We start from the raw sequence: 16,630 nt of genomic DNA on the forward strand, positions 1-16,630 counted from the left end.
TACCACCGACTGACAGCCAGGAAATCCATTCATGTCCCTACGCGGCACTCTGTATACCATTTCTGCACCCTCTGGCGCCGGCAAAACCAGCCTGGTAGCGGCACTCTTGGAACGCTGTGACCAATTGCAAGTTTCCATCAGCCACACCACCCGCGCCATGCGCCCAGGGGAGCAGGACGGCGTGAACTATCACTTTGTCAGCACCGACACCTTTACCACCATGTTGGGCCAGAGCGACTTTCTGGAACACGCCCAAGTATTTGGCAACTACTACGGCACCTCCCAACAGTGGGTGGAAGACACGCTGGCAACGGGTACCGATGTCATTCTGGAAATCGATTGGCAAGGCGCTGAACAAGTACGTCGACTGATACCGGGCACGGTGGGTATTTTTATCCTGCCCCCTTCCCGCGAGGCACTGCGCCAGCGGCTCACGGGTCGCGGCCAGGATGATGACAGCGTGATTGAAAAGCGCATGGCAGAAGCCGACAGCGAAATGTCCCACTACCCGGAAGCGGATTACCTAGTTATTAACGACGATTTTAATACTGCGCTTGGGCAACTACAGGCCATTATCGAGTGTCAGCGCCTACAACTGGGCCAGCAACAGGCACGCCACCAGGCGATGTTGGAGAGGCTGTGTCAAAACACCCTATAACCGCGATCACAAATACTTATCTTTTATATACCCCAGCACCTGCTCCAACGCCGGGATGCCCGTGGCCGAGACAAACCGTTCCAATTGCGGGGTTTTATTGATTTCCCACACCTTCAAACCATCATCGGTTTGGACAATATCCACCCCGGCGAAATCGATGCCCGCCTTGCTGCTGGCCAGCAGCGCCAGCTGTCGTTCTTGATCGGAAAGCTGGGTGTGCTCCAACACCGCATCGTAGGATGTGTTGGCAAAACCATCTGCAGAGCTGCGGGTCATCGCACCAATCACCTGGCTTTCAAAAACAATAACGCGAATATCCCCCTCATTGGCAATAAACTGTTGCAGGATATGCACATCAAATGGCGCTTCTGCCAGCTTAGTGTTGAGCTCTGCTTCCGTGCGAATTAGCCATACTGCATCACCCCTGGCGCCAGCACGCTTTACCACCAAGGGGAAGCCCAGCTGATTCATAATCATGTCCCGGTGTAGGTCAAAGGAGTATGGCCTGCAAATATAGGACTGAGGAAAAGGTATTCCCTGCTTTGTCAGCCGTAACAACTGGGAAAACTTAATGTCTGGCTCCGTATGCAAACGATTGCAAGGGTCCGAAAAAGGGGCCTGGTGCTGAGTCAAAAACTCCGCCAGCAAGTAACAGTAATAACTGTCTTCCGACTTTTTTCGAATAAAGAAGTAGCCATCTGAAGGGTCGATTCTCTGATTATTTCGATATAGATAGGTCTCTTTGCCATCTGTAAAGAAGACACATTCTTTGAGGTCAATGTAGTCATGGGGGATACCCAGTTTAAGTGCCGCTGTAGCAAACTTGCCGCGAAAGTACGCCTCTGCACCATTCACAAGATATATCGTTTTGCTCATAGACTTTTTGTTCATGGGGAATTCTCTTGCGTATTACCCTTTCATAGGGCATCTGAAATTTTGCTGGGTTCCGCAGCAGCCCAAGGCATAGTATCAGGCTGGCCAGGGTAGCAACCGATACTCAGTGCTACTTCCAGAGTCTGTTGAAAAAAGCACATCTGGTGATTGAGTCCAAGCGGTGAAATTTTATACAATTGCCCGTTCTGCCCCCGAAAACCTGGCAGGACATGAATTTTTGACGGAAACAAGTTATGGCACGTATTACTGTAGAAGATTGTCTGGATCACGTAGACAACCGTTTTGAACTGGTACTGGTTGGCGCCAAACGCGCACGCCAGATTTCTGTTGGTGGCAAAGAACCGGAAGTCGCCTGGGAAAACGACAAGCCCACAGTGGTGGCACTGCGTGAAATCGAACAGGGAATCGTGACCTCAGACATCCTGGCCCAAGAAGATACCAGCGAAGATGACCTGCTGGCTCTGGATACACTGGCACAGGATATCGCCCAGGAAGTGGAAACCGCTGCGCCCCCTGTTGGCGACATCTAGAGTTTATCTATGGAGAGTGAAGCGTTGTCGCTTATAGACCCGCTCAGCAGCAAACTCTCCTCCTACCTGGAAACCAGCCAGGTAAAAAAAGTAGTTCGCGCCTATCGCTTTGCCGAGCAGTGCCATCAAGGCCAGTATCGGCAGAGCGGCGAACCCTACATCACCCACCCTGTGGCCGTGGCCCATATCCTCGCGGATATGCATATGGACCACGAAAGTCTGATGGCTTCCCTGCTTCACGATGTCATTGAAGATACCAGCGCCACCAAAGGGCAGATCAGTCGCCGTTTTGGCAAAACCGTCGCTGAGTTGGTAGACGGTGTCAGCAAACTCACCGAAATTGAATTCTCTTCCAAAGCCGAACAGCAGGCGGAAAACTTTCAAAAGATGACCCTGGCCATGGCCAAGGATATTCGTGTGGTGTTGGTGAAGCTGGCAGACCGCCTGCACAACATGCGCACTCTGGATGTGCTAAACCCAAAAAAGAAGCGCCGCATTGCCCGGGAAACCCTGGAAATATATGCACCCATCGCACAGCGCCTGGGTATGAACGATATCCGGGTGGAATTCGAAGAACTCGGTTTCAATGCTCTGCATCCGCTGCGCAGCAAACGCATGCGCGAAGCTCGCAAAGCCGCCCGTGGCAACCGCACCGAACTGTTGACCGAAATCCAACAAACCATTGAACTGGAATTGGAACGTGAAAACATCGACTGCGAAGTCAGTGGCCGGGAGAAGCACCTGTGGAGCATCTACCAGAAAATGGTGCAGAAAAAGAAATCGTTCAAAGAGATTATGGACGTATTCGCCTTCCGCATCGTGGTCGACAGCGTAGATAATTGCTACCGCACTTTAGGTTTGATTCATAACTTGTTCAAGCCGGTACCCGGAGAATTCAAAGACTATGTGGCGATTCCCAAAGCCAATGGCTATCAATCTCTACACACGGTACTGATAGGCAGGCACGGAGTGCCCATTGAAGTACAGATTCGCACCCGCGACATGGATACCATGGCCAACTACGGCATTGCTGCTCACTGGCTGTATAAATCGAACGATGATGAAACCCCACTCAGCAACCATTCACGAGCCAGCCGCTGGGTGCAAGGGCTGCTGGAGTTGCAGCAAACCGCTGGCAACCCGATGGAATTTATCGAACACGTTAAGACTGACCTGTTCCCGGACGAAATTTACGTATTTACCCCCAAAGGCAAAATTATCGAGCTGCCCAGTGGCGCTACACCCGTAGACTTTGCCTACGCTGTACACACCGATGTGGGTAACCGTTGCATTGCCTGCGAAGTAGACGGCCATCTGTCGTCTCTTTCCCACCCTTTGAACAGTGGCCAAAAAGTGCGGGTGATCACTGCCAAGTCCGCACAACCCAACCCCACTTGGCTCAACTTTGTGGTTACCGCCAAAGCCCGCAGTGCGGTACGCCACTTTCTCAAGAAACAAGAGCACCAGGAGTCCGTCACCCTGGGCAAAAAACTGCTGGATCGGGCCCTGGAAAACTTTGGCAGCAGCTACCCGGAAATCCGAAAATCCTGGGTAAAGCGCCTATTGAAAACCACAGAAGCACCGTCATTCGAATTCATATTGCAACAGATCGGCCTTGGGGAACGCATGGCGTTTGCGGTCGCCAATTTGATGTTGCCACCCTCAAAGCGCAAACCGGAATTAGCCAACTCCGGAGCCCCGATTCTGCTGGATACCAGCGAGGCCATGCTGATTAGTTACGCTCGCTGCTGCCGCCCGATCCCTGGCGACCCTATCGTTGGTCACCTCAGCTCTGGGCGTGGCATGGTGATTCACCGGGAGTCCTGCCGTAACTTAGCCGGCATTCGTGGCAACCCGGAACAGAGCATGCCGGTGAGTTGGTCGAAGGATGTACAAGGGGAATTCCCGGTAGAGTGCCATGTTGAAGTCACCACCGAACGGGGCATTGTTGCCACCCTGGCAGCTCGCATTACAGAACAAGACGCCACCATCGACCAAATTACTATCCATGAACAAAGTGTTCAGGTCAGCACTGTTAAACTGGTCCTAGGGGTCCGCGGCCGCTTGCACCTGGCCAATATTTTACGCCGTATCCGCAGCCTACACGCTGTGCGGCGCGTCACCAGAATGAAAAATTAAAGGGGAAACCATCATGCCCAACAGAGCCATCATCCACACCGACAATGCCCCGGCAGCTATTGGCACCTACTCGCAAGCGGTTAAAGTGAACAACACCGTATACCTGTCCGGGCAGATTCCGCTGGTACCCGAAACCATGGAAATGGTAGACGGGGGTTTTGACGCCCAAGTCGAGCAGGTGTTTAAAAACCTGGCAGCAGTGTGTGAAGCCTCTGGTGGTAGTCTGCAATCTCTGGTGAAACTGAATATCTTCCTCACCGACCTCAGCCACTTTGCGGCTGTGAACGAAGCCATGGGCCGCCATATCCAAGAACCCTACCCTGCACGGGCTGCAATTGGCGTCAAGGAACTGCCCAAGGGGGCGCTGGTGGAAATGGACGGAATTTTGGTGGTTTAAGCAGCTAACAGGCTTTAACGCTGTTTGAATAAACGCGCCACCATTTTTTCAATGGCTTTGACCATCTCCTGGGGTGGGTGGTCATGGCCTACCAACTCACTGGTTTCCGCCTCCCACAGCACCTGGCTTTTATCGCTGTTATAAACACTTAACTGCAAGGTAGCTCTGTCCAGGGTCACCTTGGCGTCGGGGTCTACTCGATTGCGTTGCAACTTGCCCTCACTGTCACGCTTCCATACCCAACCGCCCTCAGGTTGAACAAGGTCTGCGTACTGCTCTGGACTGAACAAAATTTTGTAGTCCAGAGTTAACTGAGCTGACTGATCGTAGGGCTGACGCTGGATATTCAGGCTGCTCATCTGCCAGGCAACGGCTTCTCGCAAGATACGATCTTGCAACAACAAATCCGCATCATGGCGCCCGGTACTCGCCAGAGGTGGCCACCCCCAGCGGTAACTGTCAAAGCCAGATAGGCGCTCAAGAGAGCCTTGCACTTGATTGACTGGCGTCTGGCCACAGGCGGTCAGGAGCAAAAGTGTCAGAGCACAAAACAATCGGGAAAATACGGTCATAATCAGGCAAAAAAACCCATTTAAGCGTTTTTAAAGTATAGGCGCTAGGAAGCCGCCTGCTCATACATCTGGTAGACCGTTTCTTCCATGCCAAGTGCCCGATAGGTTTGCTGGGCACGAAGATTATCCCGCTCCACGTACAGCCGAAAACCGCACACATCGCCACGCTCTTGCGCCAAACGCTCCACCTCCTGGTACAGCTGGCGGTATATACCCCGGCGGCGATATTCCGGGCGTACATAAACACTCTGTATCCACCAGAACAGGCCGTTGCGCCAATCACTCCATTCGCCAGTAATCATCAACGAAGCTACGACCTCGCCACTCTCTTCGGCTACCAGATAAAAACCCAGTTCCGGGCGCTGCAACAGGTTGGCAACGCCCGCTGCCACTGTGTCGCGGGGCAGGACTTTATCTTCTGTTTCCAGCGCCATAGCGCAGTTGAATGCTACCAAGCTATCGCGATCAGCCTCAGTGGCTTCACGGATTCTAGTCATTTTCTTCCGGCTTAAAACGGGCAGCACTGATAATGCACCACAGGTGCAAGATGCCAGCAATAATCGCCGGAATTACCAAAAACCAGCAGGCGTATCCTGCTGTTATGAACAGAAAAAACAAAATAGCAGCGCCGAGACGCCCCTGAATCAATTGCCCCAAACCGGGAATAAACACATTACACAGGGCGGCGATGACATTGCCGCCGGAACCTTGTCCAGACATTAACTTTCCTCAAATTGTTCAATAAGCTCCCGGTAACCACTGCGGTAGCCGGTGTGCAAAAACTGATAGCCACTGTTTAACAGTTGCCGGTTGCTGCAACGCTTGCCGGTTACAGCATCACTGGTTGTCGGTGCCGGCAAACCGGGCTCGCCCAATTGCTCGTTCAAAAAATTCCGCAACTGCCACTGCTTTACCGGCTGGCAATCGCTAGCCGTGTAAAGGGGCGACAACCTATCACCACAGCGGTGCTTTTCCAACAGGTGCACCAGCACACCCGCGCAATCCTCACTGTGAATACGATTGGTCCAACCACAAGGGCTGGTAAGTGGTTTGCCGGTGCGAGCTGCGCGCAGTTGCGACTGGCGGCCCGGCCCATAGATGCCGGAAAAACGGACAATGCAATTAGGCAGATCGCTATTTTGCAGGCGCTGCTCCGCCGCTAACAACACTTGCCCTGAGTAACTGCCGGGCTCGGTGGCAGCGGTCTCGTCCACCCACTGACCACTGTTTTGGCCATAGACACTGGTACTGGACACAAAAATTACCATAGGCCGGCTACCAGACACGGCAGCCGCCTGTAAAAAGGTTTCCACGCATTTTAGGTAGCTGGCCCTGTAGCCTTGCTCGCTGCGCACACTCGGGGTCATGGTGATCACCACGGCATCAAAGCCGAGCGCCAACAAATCGCGCATATCATCCAAGTGGGTGGCATCTGCAGACAACATCGTGAAAGGCCTTTGCGCTGGCAGTGTGCGCCGCACACCGGTAACTGTATAGTGTTGTTCCGGCAATTTGGCGGCCAATCGGCTGGCAATATCGCCGCAACCCAACAACAATAATTTCAATTGTTTACTCAAATGTAATACTCTTTAGCTATTGTTAATTCTCATCCAAGCCCATCGAGAAAGCCCATGACCTTAACAGAATTGCGCTACATCGTAACACTGGCCCAGGAAAGCCATTTTGGCCGCGCCGCTGATCGTTGCCACGTCAGCCAACCCACCCTGAGTATCGCCGTCAAAAAACTGGAACAGGAGTTGGAGGTAGAGCTGTTTGAACGCTCCAAAAACAGTGTGCGCACCACACCCACCGGAGAAAAAGTGGTAGCCCAGGCACAGCGGGTTTTAGAGCAGACCGCGGCGATCAGTGATATCGCCACTGCCGGACGAGATCAACTCAATACGCCTTTGAATGTGGGTGCCATCTTTACCATCGGCCCTTACCTTTACCCGCATTTTATTCCCAAGCTACAGGAACTCTCCCCACAGATGCCGCTGGTGGTGGAAGAAGGTTACACCGCCACTCTGCGCAAGCGACTGCGCAACGGTGAATTGGATGTGATTATTGTGGCACTGCCTTTTACCGAGCCAGACGTGCTAACCCAACCTTTGTACAGCGAATCGTTTGTGGCGTTATTGCCCGCCAACCACCCGCTGGCTGAGAAAGAGTCTGTGAGCCCTAAAGATCTGGAAGGGGAAAATGTACTGCTCCTCGGCGAAGGCCACTGTTTTCGGGATCAAGTTCTGGAAGCCATGCCCAACCTCGGCAAGCCATCCAAAGGGGAGTCCAATATACGTACCCACACCGAAGGCAGTTCTCTGGAAACCCTGCGCCATATGGTAGCGACCGGGCTCGGTGTCAGCGTATTGCCCATGTCTGCAGCACTGGGCAGCCCATCCTACGCGGGCACATTGATTACACGCCCGTTTAAGGGCGCCTGTCCTTCCCGTACCGCGGCACTGGCCTGGCGCGCCAGCTTTCCGCGCCACAAAGCCATTGATGCACTGCGCAACGCCATCCAGAAAAGTGCGCCGCCCAATGTCACCATGGCCTAAGACCTGTTGAGACGATAACAGGTTATGGCAATCAAGCTCTCCAAGCCACTGGATAAGTCACCGGTTACGGTACTGCACGGCGTCGGCCAGGCGTTTGCGGACAAGCTCTATAAGCTCAATATCCGCACCGTGCAGGATGTGCTGTTTCACTTGCCCTTACGCTATACCGACCGCACCCGTATTTCACCTATAGGGGGTCTACAGCCGTTTAGCGACGTGGTGGTGGAGGGGGAAATAAAAGGCACCGACATTGTGTTTGGCAAACGTCGCAGCCTGGTGTGCCGCATACAGGACAACACCGGCACCTTGACCCTGCGTTTTTTCCACTTTTCGGCCGCTCAACGTAACAACCTGGCCAATGGCCAGCGTATCCGCTGCTTTGGCGAAGTACGCCGAGGCAGCTCCGGGCTGGAAATGTATCACCCTGAATACCAACTACTCAGCCAACAAACTCCGTCTCCCTTGGAAGCCCACCTCACTGCGGTGTACCCCGCTACAGAAGGGCTGACTCAACAACGTATGCGTTCACTGGCTAATCAGGCGTTGGCGCTGGCCACTGAGCACAATTTGCCGGAGCTGATGCCCAATCAATTCGGCAGCCAAAGCACCATCAGCCTAACCGATGCATTGCGCTATCTTCACCAGCCACCAGCAGATGCGCCATTGGACAAGCTGACAGTGGGGAGCCACCCAGCACAGCAACGTTTGGCGTTTGAGGAGCTGTTAACCCACCACCTGAGCTTGCTGCAACTGCGCCAACGGATACAAAGCAGTGGGGCATCACCGTTGAGTACACCACCAAAGCTCAAACAACAATTCTTGCAGCAGCTGGGCTTTGTTCTCACCGGAGCGCAACAAAAAGTCTCTGAAGAGATCGCCGCCGATATGGCCAAGCCCCAGCCTATGCTGCGCCTGGTGCAGGGGGATGTGGGTTCCGGCAAAACCGTGGTGGCGGCACTGGCAGCACTGGCAGCGGTGGGCAGCGGCAAGCAGGTCGCGATTATGGCGCCCACCGAAATACTGGCGGAACAGCACCGCTCCAGCTTTGAAAACTGGCTGCAGCCCCTGAGTATTCGCACTGCCTGGCTAACCGGAAAACTCAAAGGCAAAGGCAGGGAGGCGCAGTTAGCCGCCATTGCTGACGGCAGCGCTGCAGTGGCCGTAGGCACTCACGCCTTGTTTCAGGACGACGTAAACTTCCACAATCTGGGGTTAGTCATCATTGATGAACAACACCGCTTTGGCGTCCATCAGCGCCTGGCGCTCAAAGAAAAAGCGGCCGGACAACAGCCCCACCAGCTGGTGATGACCGCCACACCAATTCCCCGCACTCTCGCCATGAGCGCCTACGCCGACCTGGACTGCTCGGTGATCGACGAGTTACCCCCCGGGCGCACACCGGTGGAGACCGTCGCTATCGCCAACAGCCGTCGCGATCAGGTAATTCAGAGAGTACGACAGGCCTGTGGCGAAAAGCGCCAGGCTTACTGGGTGTGTACCCTTGTTGAAGAGTCCGAGGTACTGGAAGCACAGGCTGCGGAAGCCACCGCCGACGAACTGCAACTGCTGTTACCGGAGCTGGCCATCGGCCTGATCCACGGGCGCCTCAAAGCGAGAGAAAAGGAACAGGTCATGGCCGCGTTTAAAGCCGGTGATATCGACCTGCTGGTGGCCACCACGGTGATCGAAGTGGGCGTGGATGTTGCCAATGCCAGCTTGATGGTGATTGAAAACCCGGAGCGACTGGGCCTCGCCCAACTGCATCAATTGAGGGGCCGTGTAGGCCGCGGTACTGCCGCCAGTTACTGCGTGTTGCTGTACGGCAGCCCACTGTCCAACAATGGCGTGGAGCGCCTGAAAATCATGCGCGAGACCAACGACGGTTTTCGCATTGCCGAAAAAGATCTGGAACTGCGCGGCCCCGGCGAAGTACTTGGCACCCGCCAAACCGGCGACATCACCATGCGCATCGCCGACCTACAGCGGGACAGCCACCTTATCGCCGAGGTACGGCACAGCGCCAAGCAATTGCTCAACGAGCATCCAGAGCTTATCGCCCCATTAATTGCCCGCTGGCTGCCAGGGGCTGAGCGTTATGGGCAGGTTTAAAAGGCTACGAGCAGCGGGCTTCGGGCGGCGAGCAGATCGGCAGAAATCCTTTAAGTACAGCGGTAAATCTCACAACTGCCTGCAACATCGAGACCCTTCGCTACGCTCAGAATGACACTTACGCTGGGGCTACTCGTTGCCCGTAGCTCGTGGCTGCGTACTTACGGTGCCAAGCGCTCAATGCCCCACTCTCCATTTTCGAGCTGGTAGTAAAAGCGGTCGTGCAAACGCCGATCTCCCCCCTGCCAAAACTCAATAGCATCAGGGACCACGCGAAAACCGCCCCAAAAATCTGGTAGCGGCACCTGCCCTTTCGCAAACTTGTCTTTGAGGCGCTGAAACTCGCCTTCGAGCAATTGCCGTGAGCTGATTCGCGAGCTTTGCCGCGAAGCCCAGGCCCCAAGCTGGCTCTCACGAGGGCGTTTGAGAAAGTAACTCAACACATCGGTTTTTGACAGTGGCTCAGCGCGCCCACCAACAATGACCTGGCGATCCAAGCGCAACCAGGGGAAGTGCAAACTCACCTGGGCATTACTCTGTATTTCTTTGGCTTTCCGGCTGCCCAGATTGGTGTAAAACACAAAACCCTTGGGATCGAATTCCTTGAGTAACACCATCCGCTGCCAAGGGCGGCCGTTACTGCCAACCGTAGCCACACTCATGGCCGTTGGGTCTTTGATATCCGACTGCAGAGCTTGTTGCATCCAGCGTTCAAACTGTTCAAAAGGGCAGTCGGCCAAACTGTCACGAGTCAGCCGGCCAAATTGGTATTCGCGGCGTTCACTTTCAAGTGCCATAGATCGATCTCTGCATATTGTCTTTACTTACAGCCACGAGTTTAGCGTTTGTTTGTAATAAAGCTACCGCAGGTTAGAATGCCAGTAGGAACCTGTTCAGGGATGTACTCAATACGAGACTAATAATATTATGTTGCATCCCTTAAAATCCCCTGCATTTCTTTTGGTGGTTTGTTTATCCAGTCACACAGCTATCGGCGAGGATCGCGAAGCAGCGGTCATTACTGAAAAGGACTTCTACACCGACCTGCCCATTGTTTCCGGCATCAGCCGTATTGACCAACTCCTGACACGGGCACCGGCCAGCGCGACAGTCATTGATCGACAAATGATCGAACTTTCTGGGGCCCAGGACTGGACCGATCTGTTTCGCCTGGTTCCGGGCATGCAGGCCTACTCCATTAATGGCAACCGCTTTGGTATCAGCTACCACGGAATTGGACGCGAATTGCCCAATCATATGGAAGTAAGGGTAGATGGCCGCTCAGTATACGACCCTTTATTTTCTGCGGTTAACTGGAATTCACTGGCCATCGAGCTGGATGATATTGAACGTATTGAAGTTATTCGCGGCACCAACGCCCCCAGCGATGGCTCCAACGCGTTTGCCGGTGCTATTAACATTATCACCCGAGATCCGTTGCAAGACAGCGGCATCACTCTGCGCAGCACATATGGCTCTGAGGGCACTCGGGAGAGTTCAGCACGATTCAATGGCTCTTTAGGCAAATTCAATTATCGCTGGTCTTTTGGCTTTCAAGAAAACGACGGCTTTACCGACCAAGCCAGGGGGCCAGATGATGATGGCCAAAACCTACGCCACAGTGAGTTACGCGCTACATATAACGCCAGCACCATAGATAGCGTGGAGTTTCACATTGGCCATAGCAATAACGGCACCGGTTTTGGCGATGCAGACGACCTGAATGCATTTGCCACCGCTGATTTCAACCAAAGCTTTCAGTCCATCAAATGGCAACGCCTTCTGGACGGCAACGACGAACTGCAAATACATCTTTACCACAACCGTTTGCAAGGTGATAACAGTCAAGAGATTGGTCGCCTTTCAGAGCTGGCTGTGGCCGGTGGCCTGGCACCAGACATACCAACTGCTATTGCCATTTTGAATAATTTTGGTATTGAGGATGGCCTGCTAGTAGGTGGTTTTCGCAAAGTGGAATCAGAACGCTACGACATTGAATTAAGCCATAAACTCGACATTGACCAAAAACTGCGAGTAGCCTGGGGTGCAGGAATGCGCCACGAAATGATTGACGCAGAAGCATTGCTGGAACCGATCGAACAGGTCTCTCAGAACAGCTATCGCCTGTTTGGAAATCTGGAGTGGCAACCATCACAGCGTTGGATTGTTAACGCTGGTGCCATGATTGAACACAATGACATCGTGCAAACCATCGCCTCACCGCGTTTGGGTATCAACTACATGATCGACAATAACCACAGCTTGCGTTTTACCGTGGCCAAAGGTAATCGTTCTCCGTCGTTACTGGAAGCCAATGAATTTAATGTGGACATTGTCAGCAACCAGCTACTAATAGCCATTCGCCGTGCCGGAGAGAATCTCCGAGAAGAAAAACTCACTAGTTATGACATTGGCTATATTGCCAGTTATCCTGAAAAAGGGCTGTCTCTTGATGTGCGCCTCTATGTAGAAAAAATTCGTGACGGCCTGGAACAACGACGTGAACTGATTACAACCAGTCCGCTATCAGATGACGACGACATTGCGGTCATCGACAATATTTTCTTCAGCGACCGCAAAGGTATTGAGCTGCAGTTTAAGTACCAGCCAAATGCTACCACCCTGCTGGCACTGCAATACGCTTACACAGACTTGAACGGCGCTCCCACACCCTTCGATGTACCTCTGGAAAATACCAACCCCACCCATACCGCCAGCTTGCTGTTTGGGCGCCAACTCAGTGACAAGCTAACCGCCAGTACCAGCCTGTATTTTCAGGATGATGTTCAGTGGCGCGGCGGTGGAGAACACCACAGTTCCTTTACCCGCTGGGACGCACAGCTGAGCTATCAGCTACGCCTAGGCAGCATTGATGGAGAAGTGGCGCTGGTGGCACAAAATATTGGTGGCGGTAGTTACCCAGATTTCAACCAAAATAACCGCTTTCATTCACGTTACTTTTTAGAACTTAAGTTACACATAGAGTAAACAGTTGGAACGGATACCTATATGGACACCACCGGGTTATACTGCGCGCAGCTTTTAAAAGCGCTCAGGGATCATGGATAGACAAAACAATAATCGGGATGCCACGCGTTACAGCAAACCACTCTGGTTTTTGCTGATATCTTTTTTGTGCGCTTCTTACGCAATTGCTGACAGTTCAAGCAGCATTGACTTGGTGCTGTCCGCCAACAAAAGTTATTACCAAAAAACCGCCGCACACATTGAAAGCGCGGTCAAAAAAGCACATCCAAACACCAGCATTACTATCGGCATTGCCGAACAAAAAGACTGGCCACAAAATGGTAACAGTCTTGTGGTTGCCGTCGGCTCTAGCGCTTGCGAACAAGCACTGAAAAAAACACCCAGCAACGGGTTGCTCTGCACATTCTTACCACGCAGCACTTATCTCAGCCTGATTGCTAAACACACCGAAAAGGCCACAGGAAGTCGCTCCGCCATATTCTTTGATCAACCCATGCAGCGCTATTTTGCGCTGATGAAAATTATCACCCCAAAAGCCAAAAAACTGGGTACTGCGGTGGGGCCACAATCCACGCAGTTATTACCCGCAATCGAACAACTTTCCCAAGAGTATCAATTTGCGCTTCTCCATACGGAGCTGACCGACAGCAAAAGCCACCTGAAATCCCTGAGTAGCGTTGTTGCCAGTAGTCAAATTTTCCTGGTAAACCCGGACAAAGCGGAGCTCAATAAAACCGTCGCTCGCACCCTTTTGCACCTCAGCATTCGCCAACGCATACCTGTGATTGCGTATTCCGGCAGCTATGTAAACGCCGGCGCGCTGGCCGCTATTTACTCCACACCGGACAATATTGGCGAAGACGCCAGCAAGGTCATCAACCAATGGCTCAGCAGCCAAGACACCCGCCTGCCACCCCCTGGTTATCCCGAATTTTTTACCATCAAAAGCAACCCCCATGTAGCTCGTTCACTGCGAATCAAACTACCCGGTGATCGCAACCTGGAGCAGGCTGTGCGCCAGTATATGGTGCAGTCGAGCCCTGAAGGGGGAACGCCATGAAGTCCTTAGACAACATCACCATTGGCCTACGCTTTACCCTTGCAGCGGTGCTGCCATTGGTTTTGATTTCCGGAGTACTCACGACCTATTTGGTGCAGGCACGGCACCAGGATTCCCAGAAACAATTTGAACAGGCCAGTAGTATCAGTACTCGATATTTAGGAACCAGTGCCGAGTTGGAACTGTTTGCAGGCAACCGGGAGAACCTTGCCGCAGCAGTGAATAACCACCGCTTTCCCGACCTCGCCGGTGTGTCTTTTTTAAACGCCCAGCGCATTCCGCTTGCCACCTCTCAAGGCTTTGAGGTGCCATCACAGCTGATGAGAATGCGCTTTTTAGGCAAACTGCAAGACGATCAGCTGCTCTATTTGCAACAACCGGTTTACCTCACTGAGCTGGAAGTCAGTGATTACAGCGAAGACTCAGACTCCGAACCCCGTTTGGTGGGCTGGGTTATTGCCGGCTTTGATACCACCGAAATAAACCAGCAACAACAAGTGATTGTTCTGACCGGGATTGGCCTGGGCGCTTTGGGGTTGGCCATCGCTGTTTTACTCGCGCTGTTTCTTGGCCGCGGCATTGTCAAACCCATTTCCCAACTTACCGATACCGTAAAAGACATGGAGTCCGGCAATCTCGACGCCCGTGCCAAGGCGGTATCAACACGAGAGCTGGCCCAATTGGCTCAGGGTATTAATCTGCTGGCAAAATCCGTGGCGGAAGGACGCAGCAACCTGGAAGGCAAAGTGCGCCAGGCAACCGCAAAGCTGGAACAAGCATTAGAGGATTTGCGCGAACGAAACGCAGAGCTGCAACAAGCCAGGGAGAGCGCCGAAGCAGCGGCTCAGGCGAAAAGCGACTTTCTGGCGCGTATGAGCCATGAGTTACGCACGCCAATTACCGCCATTCAGGGCTTTACCCGGCTACTTCATGACGCCGACGAAATCGGTGACGCAGAGCGAGACTACTGCACCATCATCACTCAATCGTCCAGCCAACTACTCAACTTAATCGACGATATTCTGGCCATCAGTCGCCTACAGGCAAATGCCATCGAATTGGAAACCGAGCCGTTTAACCTGATCGAAACCCTTGAGCAATCCGTACGCCAACAAGCGCTTTCCGCCAGAGATAAAAAGCTCGAACTGATTCTCGACATATCCCCTGAAGTCCCGGGCATGGTCGTCGGTGACCATTTTCGAGTATCGCAAATTATCATTAACCTGATTACCAACGCGGTCAAATTTACCAATAGCGGTTACGTTCGCGCAGCGGTCAGCGCCACCCCACAAGATGATGAGTACACCCACTTATCCATCGAAATCAGTGATACCGGTATCGGCATTCCGGAAGACAGCGTCGACAGCCTGTTTCACGCGTTCTCCCAAGGGGATACATCGATCACACGGCGCTATGGTGGCACCGGTCTGGGGCTGTCCATTGTAAAAAGCTTACTGGACTTGATGGGTGGCACCATACAGCTGAGTAGTATCGAGGGCATGGGTACGGTTTTCCATCTGGATCTGGTGCTACCCACCACCGCGGTGGAAACCGCGCCATTAAACCTGAATGCCCGCATTGGTTTGCTGGATCAAAATCACCTGTCACAGCAAGCAGTCAGCCACAGCCTGTGCCGCTTTATTGCAGAACTGGTCACCATTGACTCCTTGAAAGCACTCGACGGCCTGGCACTGGATGCACTGGTGGTGAATTTGCCAAGCGGGGTAGATTGCAAAATTAACTTTCAATACCTGGATCGAATTCGCCGGGTCACCTCTGTGCCACTGCTGATTCTCTCCTCGGAACCAGAATCTTGCCGGAGAGACTACTGCCAACTGAACCCAGATTACCTGCTCAAAGTATTGGACAAGCCAGCCACCCAGCACTCTTTACACAGCACCCTAAAGCAGTTGCTTGAGCGCCGCCCGGAGGACATCACCACAACCACTGTCGGCCAAAAACTGCTAAGCAGCCTCAACATATTGATCGCCGAAGACAATCGCTTCACCCGGGAGTTCTTGAAAACCCTGCTGTCCAGAGAGGGCGCCTATTGTGTCACTGCCTGTAATGGCATTGAGGCTGTAGCCGCATGCAGTAAGGAGCAATTTGACATCATGCTGGTGGACATCCATATGCCAGAAAAAAGCGGCATTGAAACCGTGCGCTCCATTCGCAAAGGCGGCAGTGACAACAAAGACGTACCCATCATTACCATTACCGCCGATGTCCTACAGCAAGAAAAGCTGGCCTTAAAAGAAGCGGGTATTACCGAACTGTTGTTCAAGCCCGTAGACGAAGAACAATTGCTGCGGCATATCTTGCACCACTGCAAGCCAGACGCCGCCAATATGCCCGTCTTCCACAAAAAACTGGGGGATGAAATCCCCGTAGAAGAGTTTCTTGAAGAGGTTCGCAACCTGGTAGATACCACAGCCACTGCTTTTGCCGAAGAGCGTCTGGAAGATGCCAGAGACCCGGTTCACCAACTAAAAGGCATCGCCGGTATTTTCAAACTGCCGGAATTGGAAGTTAAAGTGGCCAGTTTGCACAAGGCCATTAAAAACAAACGTCATTCCCAAGCAATGGCGGCACTGGAAGAAGTGCAGCAGGAATGCGAAAGACTGGAAGCTGGGTTGTATTCCAATACAGGCGCCAACATACCCTCCTGACCACCACTGTATTTACAACGCCTACGTCGCCATACCCCAAAAACAAAAACCCCCGCTTA

15 protein-coding genes are annotated in these 16,630 nt (G+C 53.0%); 9 read left to right on the plus strand and 6 right to left on the minus strand.

Features of this window, described 5'->3' with window-relative positions:
- The first annotated feature begins 31 nt into the window (after nt 1–31).
- Entirely contained in the window at nt 32–658 is a 627-nt protein-coding gene (gene gmk / locus KFE80_08560; protein UTW44446.1) for a guanylate kinase, read from the plus strand.
- Nucleotides 659–664: 6 nt separating this feature from the next.
- On the opposite strand, the gene KFE80_08565 is transcribed toward gmk, so the two are convergent.
- Nucleotides 665–1,534: a hypothetical protein gene (locus KFE80_08565; GenBank protein ID UTW44447.1), complete on the minus strand. Its 870-nt coding sequence runs from the start codon at nt 1,532–1,534 to the stop codon at nt 665–667.
- A gap of 251 nt (nt 1,535–1,785) precedes the next feature.
- Here KFE80_08565 and rpoZ point away from each other — a divergent pair, with 251 nt between their 5' ends.
- Genes rpoZ through KFE80_08580 form a run of 3 tightly spaced genes read left to right on the plus strand, consistent with a single transcriptional unit; the run spans nt 1,786 to nt 4,618 of the window.
- On the plus strand, nt 1,786–2,082 hold the full coding sequence (gene rpoZ / locus KFE80_08570) for a DNA-directed RNA polymerase subunit omega (GenBank protein UTW44448.1): 297 nt from the start codon (nt 1,786–1,788) through the stop codon (nt 2,080–2,082).
- Nucleotides 2,083–2,106: 24 nt separating this feature from the next.
- A complete protein-coding gene (locus KFE80_08575; GenBank protein ID UTW46681.1) occupies nt 2,107–4,221 on the plus strand; it encodes a RelA/SpoT family protein in 2,115 nt (704 codons plus the stop codon).
- Nucleotides 4,222–4,234: 13 nt separating this feature from the next.
- On the plus strand, nt 4,235–4,618 hold the full coding sequence (locus tag KFE80_08580) for a RidA family protein (protein ID UTW44449.1): 384 nt from the start codon (nt 4,235–4,237) through the stop codon (nt 4,616–4,618).
- Nucleotides 4,619–4,632: 14 nt separating this feature from the next.
- On the opposite strand, the gene KFE80_08585 is transcribed toward KFE80_08580, so the two are convergent.
- The 4 genes from KFE80_08585 to KFE80_08600 are packed head-to-tail and all read right to left on the minus strand — an operon-like array spanning nt 4,633 to nt 6,767.
- Nucleotides 4,633–5,190 carry a DUF4136 domain-containing protein gene (locus KFE80_08585; GenBank protein ID UTW44450.1) on the minus strand — a complete coding sequence of 186 codons (558 nt, stop codon included), beginning with the start codon at nt 5,188–5,190 and terminating at the stop codon, nt 4,633–4,635.
- 44 nt (nt 5,191–5,234) lie between these two features.
- Nucleotides 5,235–5,687: a GNAT family N-acetyltransferase gene (locus tag KFE80_08590; protein ID UTW44451.1), complete on the minus strand. Its 453-nt coding sequence runs from the start codon at nt 5,685–5,687 to the stop codon at nt 5,235–5,237.
- Nucleotides 5,680–5,910 carry a hypothetical protein gene (locus tag KFE80_08595; GenBank protein ID UTW44452.1) on the minus strand — a complete coding sequence of 77 codons (231 nt, stop codon included), beginning with the start codon at nt 5,908–5,910 and terminating at the stop codon, nt 5,680–5,682. The genes KFE80_08590 and KFE80_08595 overlap by 8 nt, the downstream gene beginning before the upstream one ends.
- Nucleotides 5,910–6,767, minus strand: coding sequence for an SDR family oxidoreductase (locus KFE80_08600; GenBank protein ID UTW44453.1), 858 nt, complete (start codon nt 6,765–6,767; stop codon nt 5,910–5,912). Before KFE80_08600 ends, KFE80_08595 begins: the two co-directional genes overlap by 1 nt.
- A gap of 54 nt (nt 6,768–6,821) precedes the next feature.
- On the opposite strand from KFE80_08600, the gene KFE80_08605 reads away from it, so the two are divergent.
- Both KFE80_08605 and recG read left to right on the plus strand, forming a co-directional pair.
- Nucleotides 6,822–7,745, plus strand: coding sequence for a LysR family transcriptional regulator (locus KFE80_08605; GenBank protein ID UTW44454.1), 924 nt, complete (start codon nt 6,822–6,824; stop codon nt 7,743–7,745).
- A 24-nt stretch (nt 7,746–7,769) separates the two neighbouring features.
- A complete protein-coding gene (gene recG, locus KFE80_08610) occupies nt 7,770–9,854 on the plus strand; it encodes an ATP-dependent DNA helicase RecG (GenBank protein UTW44455.1) in 2,085 nt (694 codons plus the stop codon).
- A gap of 161 nt (nt 9,855–10,015) precedes the next feature.
- Here recG and pdxH read toward each other — a convergent pair whose 3' ends face one another.
- The gene (gene pdxH, locus KFE80_08615) at nt 10,016–10,651 is read right to left on the minus strand and encodes a pyridoxamine 5'-phosphate oxidase (GenBank protein ID UTW44456.1); all 636 of its coding nucleotides are present in this window, start codon (nt 10,649–10,651) and stop codon (nt 10,016–10,018) included.
- Between the two features lie 130 nt (nt 10,652–10,781).
- On the opposite strand from pdxH, the gene KFE80_08620 reads away from it, so the two are divergent.
- From KFE80_08620 to KFE80_08630, 3 genes are all read left to right on the plus strand, one after another.
- Entirely contained in the window at nt 10,782–12,842 is a 2,061-nt protein-coding gene (locus KFE80_08620) for a TonB-dependent receptor (protein UTW44457.1), read from the plus strand.
- 73 nt (nt 12,843–12,915) lie between these two features.
- A complete protein-coding gene (locus KFE80_08625; protein UTW44458.1) occupies nt 12,916–13,902 on the plus strand; it encodes a hypothetical protein in 987 nt (328 codons plus the stop codon).
- Nucleotides 13,899–16,571, plus strand: a complete 2,673-nt coding sequence (locus KFE80_08630; protein ID UTW44459.1) for a response regulator — start codon at nt 13,899–13,901, stop codon at nt 16,569–16,571. The genes KFE80_08625 and KFE80_08630 overlap by 4 nt, the downstream gene beginning before the upstream one ends.
- Nucleotides 16,572–16,630 lie beyond the last annotated feature (59 nt).

It is taken from the genome of bacterium SCSIO 12696 (genome assembly GCA_024397955.1).
Classification (GTDB): domain Bacteria; phylum Pseudomonadota; class Gammaproteobacteria; order Pseudomonadales; family Porticoccaceae; genus SCSIO-12696.